The organism is Planomonospora alba, from assembly GCF_039534085.1.
GTDB classification, from domain to species: Bacteria; Actinomycetota; Actinomycetes; order Streptosporangiales; family Streptosporangiaceae; genus Planomonospora_B; species Planomonospora_B alba.
In genome coordinates, this window is sequence record NZ_BAAAUT010000049.1 from 1 (window position 1) to 15,476 (window position 15,476).

The window sequence follows — 15,476 nt, forward strand, 5'->3', positions numbered from 1 at the left end:
GCACCGGCCCGTCCCCGCGCCCCCGGCGACCGGCCACCCGGGCCCGGGACCCGGCCGCACCACGCGGGCCCGGGACCCGGCGAAGGCACGCCGGAGGCGGGACCAGGAAAAGACGCGGGGAAGGGACCGGACGCGGGATCCGGCGAAGAGGGCCGGGGGAGAGGAGACCCCGCGGGGTCAGATCCGCTTCCAGTCGTGGCGCTCCATGAAGGCGCGGTTGTCGACGGCGTACTCGGCGAAAGCCTCCTGGACGGTCTTCAGGTCCTCCACGTGCGTGCGGTAGATGACGCCCCGGACGCTGTCCTTGTACTCCAGTTCGTAGCCACCGGGCTCCGGGGAGGTCTGGATGAAGTGCTGACCGAAGACGACCAGGGCGGTGAACGGGTTCTGCGGCGACATCGTGGCCAGCGCGTCGTGGACGAGCTGGAGGTCGGGGTCGACGAGGAGCATGCCGTCGCCGGTGTGCATCTGCATGCCGGGGTAGGCGCCCAGGGGCTCGCGGTTGTGCACCAGGTGGCGCTGCGGGTCGTAGCAGACCAGCCCGCACTCCCGGGCCGCCTCGAAGGCGGCGCCCCCCACCTCGTCGGAGCGCTCCAGCTCCACGGTGACGAGGGCGTACCCGGGAGAGATCTGCCGGGCCTCCGGCAGGCGCTCGACGAACGCCCCCACGCCGGGATGCGCCGCGACCGCTCCGGTCTGTCCGCTGCGGAGCGCCCGGAAGGTGCTCTCCGCGTGTTCCTTGGTGATCGGCTCGGGCTCGTGCCAGACGGCCAGTTGGAAGCTCACACTTCCATCGTCCTACAGGTGGGCCCCCGATCCGTCCGGTACTCCGGGGTCGCGCCCTGCGTGTCGAGGCGTCCGGTGAACCGGTACGGCCGGGGCGGGTCGGGGCGGGCTCCGGCGCCGAGGCCCGCGTGCGGGAAGGGCGGACAGGAGGAGGCGGGTGGGGTGGACCGTGCGGGATGGTCGAAGGGATGGCGCATCGGGGGCGAAGGGCTACCATCGGCGCAGTTCGGGAGCGAGGTGGCCGGGATGGACTTTCGGGTGCTGGGACCGGTCGGGGTGATCGGTGACGGCGGGGAGCGGCTGGACATCGGTCCCGCCCAGCAGCGCGCGGTGCTGGCCCTGTGCATGCTCGCCGCGCCCCGGCCGGTCACCCCGACGCGCATGATCGACGCCCTCTGGGAGGACGCGCCCCCGCCGGGGGCGGTCAACACCGTCCAGGCATACGTGTCGAAGCTCCGGCGCGTCTTCGAACCGGACCGGCCGCCCCGCACACCCCCGGCGGTCCTGGTCAGCCGGCCCGGGGGCTACGCGCTCGCCATCGGAGCGGCCGACCTCGACCTGGCGCGGGTGCGTGCCCGCGCGGCCGAGGGCAGGAGGCTGGCCGCGGCGGGGGAGCAGGCGGGCGCGGCCCGGGAGTTCCGGCGGGCGCTGGAGGAGTGGCGGGGGGAGCCGCTGGCCGACTTCGACGGTGCCCCGTGGGCCGAGGAGGAGAGGGTCCACCTGGCGGAGCTCCGGCTGGTGCTGGAGGAGGACGCCGCGGAGGCGGGCCTCGCGCTCGGCCGGGGCGGGGAGCTCACCGGGGCCCTGGCCCGGCTGGTGGCCGCCCACCCGCTCAGGGAGAGGCTGCGCGTGCTCGGCGCGCACGCGCTCTACCAGGCCGGACGGCAGGCCGACGCGCTGGCCGTACTCGCCGAGGGCCGCAGGCTGCTGGTGGAGGAGCTCGGCCTGGACCCCGGCCCCCGGGCGCGGGAGCTGGAGCGGCGCATCCTCGCCCAGGACCCGGCGCTCATCCCCCGGGGAGCGGGCGGCCGGATCGGAGGCGGGCCGGCCGGGGACGCCGGCCCGGTGGGAGCCGACGCGGCCGGGGGAGACGCGGCCGGGGGAGACGCGGCCGGGGCCGGGCCCGCCGACGGGCCGTCCCGGGACGGGGCCCGGCAGGGGGCGGACGGGGCGGCCGGGGCGGACGGCGGGATCCCGTTGGTCGGCAGGGAAGCCGAGATCGCCGTGCTCGACCGGGCGGTGACCTCGGGCGGCCACCGGGTGGTGCTGCTGGCGGGGGAGCCCGGCATCGGCAAGACGAGCCTGGCCGAGCACGCCGCGGAGGCCGCGCGGGCGCACGGCCGCCGGGTGGCGTGGGGCCGCTGCTGGGACGGGAGCGGCGCGCCGCCCTTCTGGCCGTGGACGCAGGCCGCCGCGGAGCTGTCGGGCCCCGGCGCGGGGCAGGCCGGGAGGGAAGGGCTCACCGGGACGGCGGGCCCCGCGGCAGAGCGCGGCCCGTTCCGGCTGTACGAGGCGTTCGCCCGGCTGCTGGACGGGCACGGCCGGGTCCTGGTCGTCCTCGACGACCTGCAGTGGGCCGACGCCTCCTCGCTCCGGCTGCTGGAGTTCCTCGCCTCGACGCGGCTCTGCCCGGACCTGACCGTGGTGGCCGCCTACCGCGACACCGACGTACGGCCCGGCGGCCCGCTGGAGCACACCCTCGGCGCCCTGGTCCGCCTCCCCCACGTGCACCGGCTGAAGCTGCGCGGCCTGGCCGAGGACGACATCCGCACCTACCTCGGCCTGGCCGGGTCCGAGGTGGGGCGGGCGGCCGAGCTGGCCCGGCTGACCGCGGGCAACCCGTTCTTCCTCGGCGAGCTGCTGCACCCGGACGGGGCGGTCCCCGGCGAGCCGGCCGATCTGGCGGACGTGGTGCGCGGCAGGCTGGCCGGGCTGCCGCCCGGGACCGAGGAGGTGCTGACCGTCGCGGCCCTACTCGGCCGGGACGCGGCGACCGACGTCCTGCTCCGGGTGGCGGACCTGCCCGCCGAGCAGGTGCTCGACATCCTCGACGCCGCCGTGCGCGCCCGGCTGCTGGCCGCCGGGGACGGGCTGACCTGCCGGTTCGTCCACGACATCGTCCGCGACGTGCTGCGCGGGGCGCTGCCGCCGCTGCGGCGCAGGCGCCTGCACGCCCGGATCGCCGAGGTGCTGGAGGAGCGGGGCGGGGCCCGCCTGACCGAGATCGCCCACCACTACGGCGAGAGCGCGCTGACCGGGCCCACGGCGGGCAAGGCGATCGGCTACGCCCGCCGCGCGGCGGCGCAGGCGACGGCGCAGTTCGCCCACGAGGACGCGGTGGAGCACCTGGAGCGGGCGCTCGCCCTGGTGGACCGGCTGCCCCGCGCGGACGACCCGCTCCGCTGCGACCTGCTGCTCGACCTGGCCGAGGCGCGGGCGGCGGCGGGCATGAGCACCGCCGCGCAGCCCTGCCTGGAGGAGGCCGCGCGGATCGCCGAGGACCTCGGCGACGGCACCCGGCTGGCCCGGGCGGCGCTGGGCCTGTCCGACCAGATCTACCTGGCCATGTACGAGGAGGTGACCGGGGTCGAACGGCTGGCCGGGCGGATCGACCGGGCCCTCGCCGCCGACCTGGCCGACGCCTCGCCGTGGCGTGCCCGGCTGCTGGCCGCCTCGGCGTTCATCGGCTCCACGCAGCGGCCGCCCGCCCGCAGCCTGGAGCTGGCCGAGCAGGCCGTACGGCTGGCCCGCGGCACCGGGGACGACGCGGCCCTGGCCCGCGCGCTGATCTCCTGGGAGCTGCTGCTGCGCTCCGGCGGCGAGCACGACCTGCGGCGCGCCGTCATCGACGAGATCGTGGAGATCGGCGTGCGCACCGGCGACCTGGTGACGGAGTGGATCGGGCGGGAGAGCGGCCACGTCGAGCGGACCGCCCGGGGGGAGCGCGCCGGCGCGCGGCAGGACCTCGCCTGGCTGCGGGAGACCGCCGGGCGGCTGCGATCCCCCTCGATGGCGGGCCTGGCCGCCTGGCAGGGCGCGGTCCACGCCTACCTGGACGGGCGGTTCGGCGACGCGCTCGCGGCGGCCGAGGAGGCCGGGGCGGCCCACCCGGAGGGGGCGCTGGGCCGCGGTGACGCGCACCTGCGGCGTGAGACGCTGCGCTTCCTCGCCCTGCGCGCGGACGGGCGGGCGGCCGAGGCGCTGGCGCTGGCCGAGGAGGTCCTCGCCCGCCGCGCGGGGCAGCGGCCCTGGCAGGTCCTGCGCTGCCTGGCCCTGACCGACCTGGGGCGGGAGGGGGAGGCGCGCTCCGGGCTCGCCGCGCTCGCCCGTGACGGCTTCGCCGGCCTGCTGCCGGACCTCGGCTACCGAGCCGTCCCGGACGCGGTCAGCGAACTGTGCGCGGAGCTGGGGGACGAGGACGCCGGCCGGGTCCTGGCCCGCCACCTGGCGCCGCACGCGGGGCGCCTGCTGGGCTGGTCGGTCGCCGACCTGTGCCTGGCCCGGCTGGCACTGCTGCTCGGCGACCGGGAGCGGGCCGCAGGGCACCTGCGGGCGGCCGAGGAGTTCGTGCGCCGCGCCGGCACCCGGGTCCACGAGCCGGCCCTGCGCCGCCTGCGGGAGCGGATCACCGGCTGAGGCGGGCGCGCCCCGCGGCGGGCGGGAGCGCGGAACCGGCCGCAGCGGGACCGCCGGAACATGCATGCCCCTGGGAGTATTGGGCATCTCCTCACCGCTGAAGGGCGGTGAAATGATCGAAATCTGGCCGGGTGACCCCTATCCGCTGGGGGCCACCTATGACGGCGCGGGGACCAACTTCGCGCTCTTCTCCGAGGCCGCGGAGAAGGTCGAACTGTGCCTGTTCGACGACGAGGACAACGAGACCAGGGTCCGCCTCACCGAGGTCGAGGGCCACGTCTGGCACGGCTACCTGCCCCGGATCGGTCCCGGGCAGCGGTACGGCTACCGCGTGCACGGTCCCTACGATCCGGCGCGCGGGCAGCGCTGCAACCCCGCCAAGCTCCTGATCGACCCCTACGCCAAGGCCATCGAGGGGGACGTGAAGTGGGACGAGGCGGTGTACGGCTACCGCTTCGGCCGGCCGGACAGCCGCAACGACGCGGACTCGGCGCCGTTCATGCCGCGCTCGGTGGTGGTCAACCCGTTCTTCGGGTGGGGGCACGACCGCCCGCCCGCCACGCCGTACCACGACACGGTGATCTACGAGGCGCACGTCAAGGGCCTGACGATCAAGCATCCGAAGATCCCGGAGCGCATCCGCGGCACCTACGCCGCCCTCGGCCACCCGGAGATCATCGACCACCTGCTGAGCCTGGGCGTCACGGCGGTGGAGCTGATGCCGGTGCACCAGTTCGTCACCGACCACCCGCTCGCCGACCGGGGGCTGACGAACTACTGGGGCTACAACACCATCGGCTTCTTCGCCCCGCACAACGCCTACTCCTCCAGCGGGCAGCGCGGCGGGCAGGTGCTGGAGTTCAAGGCCATGGTCAAGGCGCTGCACGAGGCGGGCATCGAGGTCATCCTCGACGTGGTCTACAACCACACCGCCGAGGGCAACCACCTCGGCCCGACGCTGAGCATGCGCGGCATCGACAACGAGGCCTACTACCGGCTCGTCGAGGACGACCGGCGCTACTACATGGACACCACCGGCACCGGCAACAGCATGCTGATGCGCTCGCCGCAGGTGCTGCAGCTGATCATGGACTCGCTGCGCTACTGGGTCACCGAGATGCACGTCGACGGCTTCCGGTTCGACCTGGCGGCCACGCTCGCCCGGGAGCTGCACGAGGTGGACCGGCTCAGCGCCTTCTTCGACCTGGTCCACCAGGACCCCGTGCTCTCCCAGGTGAAGCTCATCGCCGAGCCGTGGGACGTGGGGCCGGGCGGCTACCAGGTCGGCAACTTCCCGGCCCGGTGGACCGAGTGGAACGGCCGCTACCGCGACACGATCCGGGACCTGTGGCGGGGCGAGCCGGCCGCGCTGCCCGAGTTCGCCTCGCGGCTGACCGGCTCGTCCGACCTCTACCAGGACGACAGCCGCCGCCCTGCGGCCTCGATCAACTTCGTCACCTGCCACGACGGCTTCACCCTCACCGACCTGGTCTCCTACGACCACAAGCACAACGAGGCCAACGGGGAGGACAACCGGGACGGCACCGACGACAACCGGTCCTGGAACTGCGGCGCGGAGGGGCCGGCGAGCCTGGCCATCGAGTCGCTGCGCGAGCAGCAGAAGCGCAACTTCCTGACGACGCTGTTCCTGTCGCAGGGCGTGCCGATGCTCTCCCACGGCGACGAGCTGGGCCGCACCCAGCGGGGCAACAACAACGCCTACTGCCAGGACAACGAGATCAGCTGGGTCGACTGGTCCGACGTCCGGGAGAACTGGCTGCTGCTGGAGTTCACCTGCAAGCTGGCCAAGCTCCGCGCCGAGCACCCGGTCTTCCGGCGGCGCCGCTTCTTCTACGGGCGGCCGGTGCGCGGCTCGGACGACGAGCTGAGCGACATCGCCTGGCTCACCCCGGCGGGCACGCGGATGACCGACGCCGACTGGAACGTCGGATACGCCAAGTCGCTGGCCGTCTTCCTGAACGGCGAGGCCATCACCGAGCCGGACCGCCGGGGCCGGCGGATCACCGACGACTCCTTCCTGCTGCTGATCAACGCCCACCACGAGACCATCAAGTTCACGATCCCGGAGGATTACGGCGACATGTGGCTCACGGAGATCGACACGGCGATGCCGATCACGCTGGAGGTGCCGCTCTGCCGGGCGGGCGAGGGGGTGCCGGTCTCCGGCCGCTCGATGCGGGTGCTGCGCCGTGTCTGAGCCCGCCCCCGCCTCCGGTGCGGTCTCCGCCCCCGCCGGCACGGCTCCCGGGCCGGGCTCCGCGGCCCGGCCCGGCCCCGGCGGCGGCGCCCGGCCCGCCGCCCCCGTGTCCACCTACCGCCTCCAGCTGACGCCCGACTTCGGGTTCGACCGGGTGGCCGAGCTCGCCCCCTACCTGCGCGACCTCGGGGTCAGCCACGTCTACCTGTCGCCGGTCCTGCAGGCCGACCCGCCGTCGCGGCACGGCTACGACGTCACCGACCACTCGCGGATCCGGGCCGAGTTCGGCGGGATCGAGGGCCTGCGCGCGGCGGCCGCCGCGCTCGCCGAGCACGGGCTGGGCGTCGTCGTGGACATCGTGCCCAACCACATGACGGTCCCGGTGCCCGAGTCGGGCAACGCGGCGCTGTGGTCGGTGCTCGCCGAGGGGCCGGCCTCGCCGTACGCGGCGTGGTTCGACATCGACTGGTCGGACGGCAAGGTGGACATGCCGGTGATCGGCGACGACACCGAGCCCGTCGTGGACGGCGGCGTGCTGCGCTACCACGACCACGAGTTCCCCTGGCCGGACACGCACTACCGGCTGGTCGACTGGCGCAACGGCCCCGGTTACCGGCGGTTCTTCGACGTGTCCTCGCTGATCGGCCTGCGGGTGGAGGACCCGGAGGTCTTCGAGGCCACCCACCGGGTCATCCTGGACCTGGTCGCCGAGGGGGTGATCGGCGGCCTGCGGGTGGACCACCCCGACGGCCTGGCCGACCCGCGCGGCTACCTGGCCCGGCTGCGCGCCGCGTCGGGCGGCGTGTGGACGGTCGCGGAGAAGATCCTCGTCGGCGACGAGCGGCTGCCCGCCGACTGGGACTGCGACGGCACCACCGGCTACGACGCGCTCAACCGGATCACCGGCCTGTTCGTGGACCCGGCCGGGGCCGGGCCGCTGACCGACCTGTTCGTCCGGCTGACCGGTATGCCGCGCGAGTACGCGCAGGTGGTCTACGACGCCAAGAAGCACGTGCTCGACCTGTTCTTCGGCGCCGAACTCGACCGCCTGCACGCGCTGGTCGGCACCGACCGCGCCGCGCTCGCCGAGCTGCTGGCGGCCATGCCGGTCTACCGGGCGTACGCGGTGCCGGGCGAGCCGGTGCCCGCGGCCTCGGCGGCGATCGTCGAGCGGGCGGGGGAGTTGGCCGCCGCTCGCCTGCCGGAGGGCGCCCCGGTCGCCGAGACCGTGGAGAAGGTCCTGCACGGCCCGGCCGAGGCGGTCGTCCGCTTCCAGCAGACCTGCGGCCCGGTGATGGCCAAGGGCGTGGAGGACACCGCGCTGTACCGGTGGTACCCGCTGGCGTGCCTGAACGAGGTGGGCGGGGAGCCGGACCGGTTCGGCGGGCCGGTGGAGGACTTCCACGCCTTCTGCCGCGGCATGTCCCCGGCCACGATGACCACGCTCTCCACCCACGACACCAAGCGCTCGGAGGACGTGCGGGCCCGGCTGGCGGTGCTGTCGGAGCTCCCGGGGGAGTGGGAGGCGGCGGTCACCGAGTGGTCGGCGAAGGTCTCCTTCGACCCGGCGCTGGACTACCTGGCCTGGCAGAACCTCATGGCGGCCTGGCCGATCGGCCCGGACCGGTTCTTCGACTACCTGTTCAAGGCGGCCCGCGAGGCCAAGACCGCGATCTCCTGGGCGACGCCCGACCCGGCCTACACCGAGGGGCTGCGGGCCTTCGTGGAGCGGGCGATCGGCGAGTGCGGGGCCTCGGTCGCGGAGTTCGCCGCCCGGATCGAGCCGTACGCCCGGTCCAACTCGCTGGGCCAGAAGCTGGTCCAGCTGATGATGCCCGGCGTGCCCGACCTGTACTGGGGCAACGAGATCACCGACTTCTCCCTGGTGGACCCGGACAACCGCCGCCCGGTGGACTTCGCGCTCCGCCGGCGCATGCTGGCCGGGTCCGGGGCCGGGGCGGTGGACTCCGCCGGGTCGGCCGGGCCCGGCTGGTCCGCCTGGGACGCCGCCAAGCTGCTCGTCACCCGGCAGGCGCTGGGCCTGCGCCGCAGGCTTGGGCCTGCGGCGCCGTACACGCCGCTGGAGGCCGGGGAGCACGCGGTCGCCTTCGCCCGCGGGGAGCGGGCCGTGGCGGTGGCCACCCGGCTCCCGGTCGGGTTGGAACGGCGCGGCGGCTGGGGGAGCGAGGCCCTCGACCTGCCGCCCGGGCGCTGGCGGGACCTGCTGTCCGGCGCCGAGCACACCGGGCCCGTCCCCATGGCCCGCCTGCTGTCCCGTCACCCGGTCGCGCTGCTGGAGAGGAACTGATGATGTTCGAGGTGTGGGCGCCGGAGGCGTCGTCGGTCGAGGTGGAGATCGGCGGGGAGCGGCACGCGATGCGGCCCGGGGCGGGCGGCTGGTGGTCGGCGGAGGTCCCGGGGGCCGGGCACGGCACCGACTACCGGTTCCGGCTGGACGGCGGCGAGCCGCTGCCCGACCCGCGCACCCGCTGGCAGCCGGAGGGGGTCTTCGGGCCGAGCCGGGTCTACGACCACGGCCGGTTCACCTGGAGCGACCAGGCGTGGACGGGCCGGTCCCTGCCCGGCTCGGTGGTCTACGAGCTGCACATCGGGACCTTCACGCCGGAGGGGACGTTCGACGCGGCCGTCGGCAGGCTCGACCACCTGGTGGGCCTGGGCGTCGACTTCGTCGAGGTCATGCCGGTGCCGCCGGTCCCCGGCGGGCGCAACTGGGGCTACGACGGGGTGGACCTGTGGGCCGTCACCGACAACTACGGCGGCCCCGACGGCTTCAAGCGGTTCGTGGACGCCTGCCACGGCCGCGGGCTCGGCGTCATCCTCGACGTCGTCTACAACCACCTGGGGCCGTCCGGCAACTTCCTGGCCCCCTTCGGCCCGTACTTCCACTCCTCCGCCTCCTCCTTCTGGGGGCAGGCGGTCAACCTGGACGGCCCCGGCTCCGACGAGGTGCGGCGCTACTTCATCGGCAACGCGCTGCAGTGGCTGCGCGACTACCACGTCGACGGCCTGCGGCTGGACGCCGTGCACGCGCTCCACGACGACCGGGCCGTGCACTTCCTGGAGGAGCTGGCGGCCGAGGTGGACGCGCTGTCGGCCGCGCTCGGCCGCCCGCTGACGCTCATCGCCGAGTCCGACCTCAACGACCCGCGGCTGATGACGCCGCGCGAGGCCGGCGGGTACGGCCTGGCGGCGGCCTGGAACGACGACGTGCACCACGCCCTGCACACGGCCGTCACCGGGGAGCGGCACGGCTACTACGCCGACTTCGCCGACGCCTCGACCGGCGCGCTGGCCAAGGTGCTGACCTCGGGCTACTACCACGACGGGACCTACTCGTCCTTCCGCCGCCGGTGCCACGGCCGCCCGGCCCGGCACGTGCCCGGCCACCGGTTCGTCGTCTGCGCGCAGAACCACGACCAGATCGGCAACCGCGCCGAGGGCGACCGGATGGACCCCGAGGCGCTCCGGCTGGCCGCCGGGCTCCTGCTGACCTCGCCCTTCACCCCGATGCTGTTCATGGGCGAGGAGTGGGGCACGCGCACGCCGTTCCTGTTCTTCACCGACCACGTGGAGCCGCAGCTGCGCGAGGGCGAGGCCGACCGGCGGCGCCGGGAGTTCGTCGGCTTCGGCTACGACGACTGGGCGGAGAAGGCGCCCGACCCCGGTGACGAGCTGACGTTCCTGCGCTCCAAGCTCGACTGGAGCGAGCTGGAGCAGGACGCGCACCGGGCGCACCTCGACTGGTACCGGGCGCTCATCGCGCTGCGCCGCGCCCATCCGGACCTGTCGGACCCGCGCCTGGACCGGGTCCGGGTGGAGCACTCCGGCTCCTGGCTGGTGGTGCACCGGGGCGCGTTCCGGGTGGCGGCCAACCTCGGCCGCGCCCCGGTCACCCTCCCGGTACGGCCGGCCGGGATCGTGCTCGCCTCCGACCCCGGAGTCGGCCTCGACGGCGACGACCTGACCCTGCCCGCCCGCTCCCTGGCGATCCTGCGGGTCTGACCGCGGCGGGACCGGGGACCGGACAGGTGACCGGCTCACCCTCCCGGTGGAGGATGCGCCTGGCGGCCGCCGCGGCCGGGGCGGCGCTCGCCCTGACCCTCCCGCCCGCCGGCGCCTGGTGGTGGGCGTGGGCCGGGCTGGTGCCCCTCCTGGTCATGCTGGCCCGGGCGGGCTCGTTCCGGGAGGCGGCGTGGCGCGGCTGGTCCGCGGCCGCCGGCTTCTTCGGGACGCTGCTCCACTGGCTGCTGCCCTCCCTCGGGGTGTTCGCGCCGCTCGCGGTGGCCGTCGCGGGGCTGTTCTGGGTGCCGTTCGGGCTCGTCGCCCACGGGCTGCTCCGGCGGCCCGTCTCGCCGGTCGGGCTCCTGGCGGCGCTGCCGGTGCTGCCCTCGGTCTGGGTGGTGACCGAGGCGGTCCGCTCCTGGAAGCACCTGGGCGGGGCGTGGGGGCTGCTGGGCCTGAGCCAGTGGCAGGTGCGGCCGGTGCTCGCGGTCGCCGCCCTGGGAGGCGTGTGGCTGCTGAGCTTCCTGCTGGTCGCCGTCAACACGGGGCTCGCCGTCGCCGTGCTCCGGGGCGCGGATCGGCGGATCCGGGCGGTCGCGGGAGGCGCCGCCGTGGTGCTGGCCCTGGCCGCCGCCGTCTCCGGCGTGCTGCGGCCCGGGCCCGCCGAGGCGGGGACCATGCGGGTGGCGGGCGTCCAGCCGGGGGTCGTGCCCGGCCCGGAGCGGCGCCTCGCCGAGCACCTGCGCCTGACCCGCGGACTCGCCGGCCGCGCGCCCGACGTCGTCGTCTGGGGGCAGAGCAGCGTCGCGCTCGACCCCGCGCGGCGGCCCGGCGCGGAGCGCGCGCTGCGGCGGGCGGCCGCGGAGGCGGGCGCCGACCTGCTGGTCAACGTGGACGCCGCCGACCCCTCGGGCCGGATCACCAAGTCCACCCGCCAGTACTCCGCCGCCGGGCTCAGGGGCGTCTACGTCAAGCAGCGTCTCGTGCCGTTCGGCGAGTACGTCCCGCTCCGGCCGCTGCTGGGCTGGATCGCGGACCACACCGCCGCGGCCGGGCAGGACCGGGCGACCGGCGACGCGCTGACGATCCTGCCGGTGGCCGGCCACAGGATCGGCCCGCTCATCTCGTACGAGTCGACCTTCCCCGACATGCGGCGCGAGCTCGCCCGCATGGGGGCGGACGTGGTGATCGTCCAGGGCTCGCTCACCACGTTCCACGGCAGCTGGGCCCACGCTCAGCAGGCCGCATCCGAGGCCGTCAGGGCGGTCGAGTCCGGCCGGCCCGCGGTGCTCGTGGAACTCGACGGGACCTCCGCGGCGTTCGACGCCCGCGGCGGGCGCCTGGCCTGGATGCCTCCCGACCGGCGCGGGACCTTCGTGGTCGAGGTCCCGCTCTCCCGTGAGGTGACGCCGTACGTGCGCTGGGGGGACTGGCTGCCCGCCCTGGCCGGCGGCGTCCTGGCCGCGGCCGCCGCCGCGCTCGCCGTCCGCCGGGCGGGCCGCGGCCGGGGCGGTCGCCTCCGTGCGCGGATCAGCCGATCAGGCTCAGGGCGCGGTCGGTGAGGCCGGCCGGGGCGGTCTTCGGCGAGCCCGCCTCGAACGGGGGCCGCGGGTCGTACTCGATCGCCAGCTGCACGGCCTGCGCGGTCTCCCGGTCGGTGGCCTCGGCCAGCAGGGTCAGCGCCATGTCGATCCCGGCCGAGACGCCCGCGGCGGTCACCACCCTGCCGTCCGCGACCACGCGCTCGCCCACGGGCTCGGCGCCGAAGCCGGCGAGGCGGTCGAGCCATCCCCAGTGGGTGGTGGCCCGGCGCCCGCGCAGCAGGCCGGCCGCGCCCAGCAGGAAGGAGCCGCTGCACACCGAGGCCGTCCACCGGGTGTGCTCGTGCGCCCGGGCGACCCAGCCGACCAGGGCGGGATCGGACAGCGCGTCGAGCGTTCCGGGCCCGCCGGGGACCACGACCACGTCCGGGTGCGGCAGGTCGGCCAGGCGGGCGGTGGCGGCCAGGGACAGGGAGCCGCGGTCGTCGGCGACCGGTCCGGTCTCGGCGGCCGCGAAGGTGACCGTCCAGCCGGGCGCGAAGGCCAGCACCGTGTACGGGCCGACGGCGTCGAGCGCGGTGAAACGGGGGTACAGCGGGATGACGACGTGCACGGTCAGCTCTCCTTGACGTGGAACCGGCGGCGGTAGTCGCCGGGTGAGGTCCGCCAGTGCCGGCGGAAGAGGCGGTAGAGGGTCTCGGGGGTGCCCAGCCCGCACTCCCGGGCGACCCGGTCCAGCGGGTGGTCGGTCGTCTCCAGCAGGCGGCGGGCGGCGTCGGCGCGGCTGCGCTCGACGTACCGGCCGGGCGGCAGGCCGGTCTGCGCGGTGAAGACGCGGGAGAAGTGGCGCTCGCTCATCCCGGCGCGCCGGGCGAGGGCGGGGACGCGCAGGTCCTCGGCGGGGTGGGCGTCGATGAACGCCTGCAGTTCCCGCAGCGGTTCGCTGCGGGGGACCAGCGCCCGCAGCGGCGCGCTGAACTGGCTCTGCCCGCCGGGACGGTGCAGGTACACCACCAGGCCCCGTGCCACGTCCCGGGCCAGCCGGTGGCCGTGGTCCTCCGCCACCAGGGCCAGGGCGAGGTCCACCCCGGCGCTGACCCCGGCGGAGGTCCACACGTCGCCGTCCCGGACGTAGACGGGGTCGGCGTCCACCTCGACGCCGGGGTAGCGGCGGGCGAGCTCGCCGGCGGTCAGCCAGTGCGTGGTCGCGCGCCTGCCGTCGAGCAGCCCGGCCTCGGCCAGCAGCAGCGCCCCGTTGCACACCGACGCCACCCGGCGGGCGGAGCGGGCCAGCCGGGCGATCCCGTCCACCAGGCCCCGGTCGCGCAGGCGTTCGGGCACCGACAGGCCGCCGACGACCATCAGGGTGTCGACCGGCCCGGTGATCCCGCCGAGCGGGACCTGCGCCGTGGCCGCGATGCCGTTGTGCGCCGGTACGGCGCCCGCCCGCACGGCCGCCACGCGCAACCGGTAGCCGTCCGACCGGGTGCACAGGTTCGCGGTCGCGAACACGTCGGCCGGTCCGGCCAGGTCGAACAGCTGGAAGCCGTCGAAGATCACGAGGACGATGTCGCGGGGCACACGTCCATGCTGGGCGCCGTACCGCCGCGGCGGCAACGACACGATCATTGCGTTTCACGCCATGGCGACGGCCGTCGTCATCACCGCGGCCGTCGCCTCCGCCGGGCCGGGGTCAGCGGAACGCCGCGGCGTTGCGCCGCGCCCAGGCGGTGTAGGCGTGGGGTGCGCGGCCCAGGACGCGCTCGACGTCGGGGCTGACGCGCCGCTCTGCGGGGGTGGGGGTGCCGAGGATGGCGAGGGTGGTCTCGACCACGGGCTCGGGCATGAACCGCAGCATCTGCGCGCGGGCCTGGTCGGGGGTCTGCTCGACGAACCGGACGGGTTCGCCGAGGGCCTCGCCGATCGCCTCGGCCTGCTGCCGGGGCGTGACGGGGGCGGGGCCGGTCAGCTCGTAGACCTGCCCGCCGTGGCCGTCCTCGCGTAGCGCCGCCGCGGCGACCTCGGCGATGTCGACCGGGTCGACGGCCGGCAGGCCGACATCGCCGAACGGCGCGGTGACGGTCCGCGTCGTACGGACCGCCTCGGCCCAGGCGTAGGTGTTGGAGGCGAAGCCGCCGGGCCGCAGGATCGTCCACTCCATGCCCGACTGCCGGACGGCGTCCTCGATGGACCGCATGAGGAGCCCGTGGGAGGCCGACTGCGGCCGGGTCGCCACCCCCTGGGAGGACAGCAGCACCACCCGCCGCACGCCGCCGGCCTCGGCGGCGTCGAGGATGGCCCGGGGGTCGAGCGCGTGCGCGGCGCCGCCGCTCTGCAGGAACAGCGCGTCGGCGCCGTCGAGGACGGGCCGCAGGCTCCCGGCGTCGGCCAGGTCCGCCCGCCGGTGCCCGACGCCCTCCGGCACGTCCGCCGCCGAGATCCCCCGGGAGGTCGCCGTCACCTGCCCGCCGCCCGCCGCGAGCGCCCGCACGAGCGGACGGCCGACGTTCCCGGTCGCTCCGGTCACCACGATCATGTCGTTCCCCACTTCTAAGTTAGTTGGCTGACTGAGAAAGACGGTAGCACGGCCGGACGGTCGCCTGTCTATAGTCAGTGAGGTGACCAACTCAGCGAGGGCCTCGGCGCGAGGGGCCGGCAAGCGGCGGCGGCTGGCGGCCGCGGCCGCCCGGGTCCTGCACGAGCAGGGCGCGGAGCGCACCACCATCGCCGACATCGCGGCCGCCGCCGACGTCCCCGTCGGAAACGTGTACTACTACTTCAAGACCAAGGACGAGCTGATCCAGGCCGCGCTCACCGAGCACGCCGGCAACCTCGCCGAGCTGACCGGCGAGCTCGACAAGCTCGCCGACCCGCGCCGGCGCCTCAAGTCCCTGGTCGAGGCGTGGGTCGGCCAGCGCGACACCGCGGCCCGCTACGGCTGCCCGACCGGCACCCTGGCGGTCGAGCTCGACAAGCGCGCCGAGGGGGGCCTCGACGTGGAGGCGGGCAGGGTCGTCCGGCTGCTGCTGGACTGGGTGGAGCGCCAGTTCCGCGAGCTGGGCCTGCCCGACCCCGACGACCTCGCCCTCACCTTCGTCGGTGCCTACCAGGGCATGTCCCTGCTGGCCAACGCCCTGCGCGACCCGGAGGTCATGACCCGCCAGGGGGCACGCCTGACCCGCTGGCTCGACTCCCTCGACGGCACCGGCGAGCGCCCCGCCGGCTGAGCCGGACGGTCCCGCCGCTCCTCGGCCCGGCCGCTCCGCCGGCCG

General features: G+C 75.6%; 10 protein-coding genes. 6 read left to right on the forward strand and 4 right to left on the reverse strand.

Annotated features, from left to right (window positions below):
• Positions 1 to 177 precede the first annotated feature (177 nt).
• Entirely contained in the window at positions 178 to 786 is a 609-nt protein-coding gene (locus tag ABD823_RS25680) for an amidohydrolase family protein (RefSeq protein WP_344863860.1), read from the reverse strand.
• 246 nt (positions 787 to 1,032) lie between these two features.
• On the opposite strand from ABD823_RS25680, the gene ABD823_RS25685 reads away from it, so the two are divergent.
• The 5 genes from ABD823_RS25685 to lnt all read left to right on the forward strand — a co-directional run bounded on the left by ABD823_RS25685 (position 1,033) and on the right by lnt (position 12,225).
• Positions 1,033 to 4,422, forward strand: a complete 3,390-nt coding sequence (locus ABD823_RS25685; RefSeq protein ID WP_344863862.1) for an ATP-binding protein — start codon at positions 1,033 to 1,035, stop codon at positions 4,420 to 4,422.
• Between the two features lie 112 nt (positions 4,423 to 4,534).
• Positions 4,535 to 6,640 carry a glycogen debranching protein GlgX gene (gene glgX, locus ABD823_RS25690; RefSeq protein WP_344863864.1) on the forward strand — a complete coding sequence of 702 codons (2,106 nt, stop codon included), beginning with the start codon at positions 4,535 to 4,537 and terminating at the stop codon, positions 6,638 to 6,640.
• Complete coding sequence (gene treY / locus ABD823_RS25695) at positions 6,633 to 8,948, forward strand: malto-oligosyltrehalose synthase (protein ID WP_344863866.1); 2,316 nt, start codon at positions 6,633 to 6,635, stop codon at positions 8,946 to 8,948. Before glgX ends, treY begins: the two co-directional genes overlap by 8 nt.
• Positions 8,949 to 8,950: 2 nt before the next feature.
• Positions 8,951 to 10,663: a malto-oligosyltrehalose trehalohydrolase gene (treZ, locus tag ABD823_RS25700; protein WP_344863942.1), complete on the forward strand. Its 1,713-nt coding sequence runs from the start codon at positions 8,951 to 8,953 to the stop codon at positions 10,661 to 10,663.
• A 26-nt stretch (positions 10,664 to 10,689) separates the two neighbouring features.
• Positions 10,690 to 12,225, forward strand: a complete 1,536-nt coding sequence (gene lnt, locus ABD823_RS25705; RefSeq protein WP_344863868.1) for an apolipoprotein N-acyltransferase — start codon at positions 10,690 to 10,692, stop codon at positions 12,223 to 12,225.
• Here lnt and ABD823_RS25710 read toward each other — a convergent pair.
• The 3 genes from ABD823_RS25710 to ABD823_RS25720 all read right to left on the reverse strand — a co-directional run bounded on the left by ABD823_RS25710 (position 12,194) and on the right by ABD823_RS25720 (position 14,740).
• Complete coding sequence (locus ABD823_RS25710; RefSeq protein WP_344863870.1) at positions 12,194 to 12,817, reverse strand: DJ-1/PfpI family protein; 624 nt, start codon at positions 12,815 to 12,817, stop codon at positions 12,194 to 12,196. The two genes, lnt and ABD823_RS25710, sit on opposite strands and share 32 nt — an antisense overlap.
• Positions 12,818 to 12,819: 2 nt before the next feature.
• Entirely contained in the window at positions 12,820 to 13,785 is a 966-nt protein-coding gene (locus tag ABD823_RS25715) for a GlxA family transcriptional regulator (protein ID WP_344863872.1), read from the reverse strand.
• 112 nt (positions 13,786 to 13,897) lie between these two features.
• Positions 13,898 to 14,740 carry an NAD(P)H-binding protein gene (locus tag ABD823_RS25720; RefSeq protein WP_344863874.1) on the reverse strand — a complete coding sequence of 281 codons (843 nt, stop codon included), beginning with the start codon at positions 14,738 to 14,740 and terminating at the stop codon, positions 13,898 to 13,900.
• 82 nt (positions 14,741 to 14,822) lie between these two features.
• Here ABD823_RS25720 and ABD823_RS25725 point away from each other — a divergent pair, with 82 nt between their 5' ends.
• Complete coding sequence (locus ABD823_RS25725) at positions 14,823 to 15,431, forward strand: TetR/AcrR family transcriptional regulator (protein ID WP_344863876.1); 609 nt, start codon at positions 14,823 to 14,825, stop codon at positions 15,429 to 15,431.
• Positions 15,432 to 15,476: the final 45 nt, after the last annotated feature.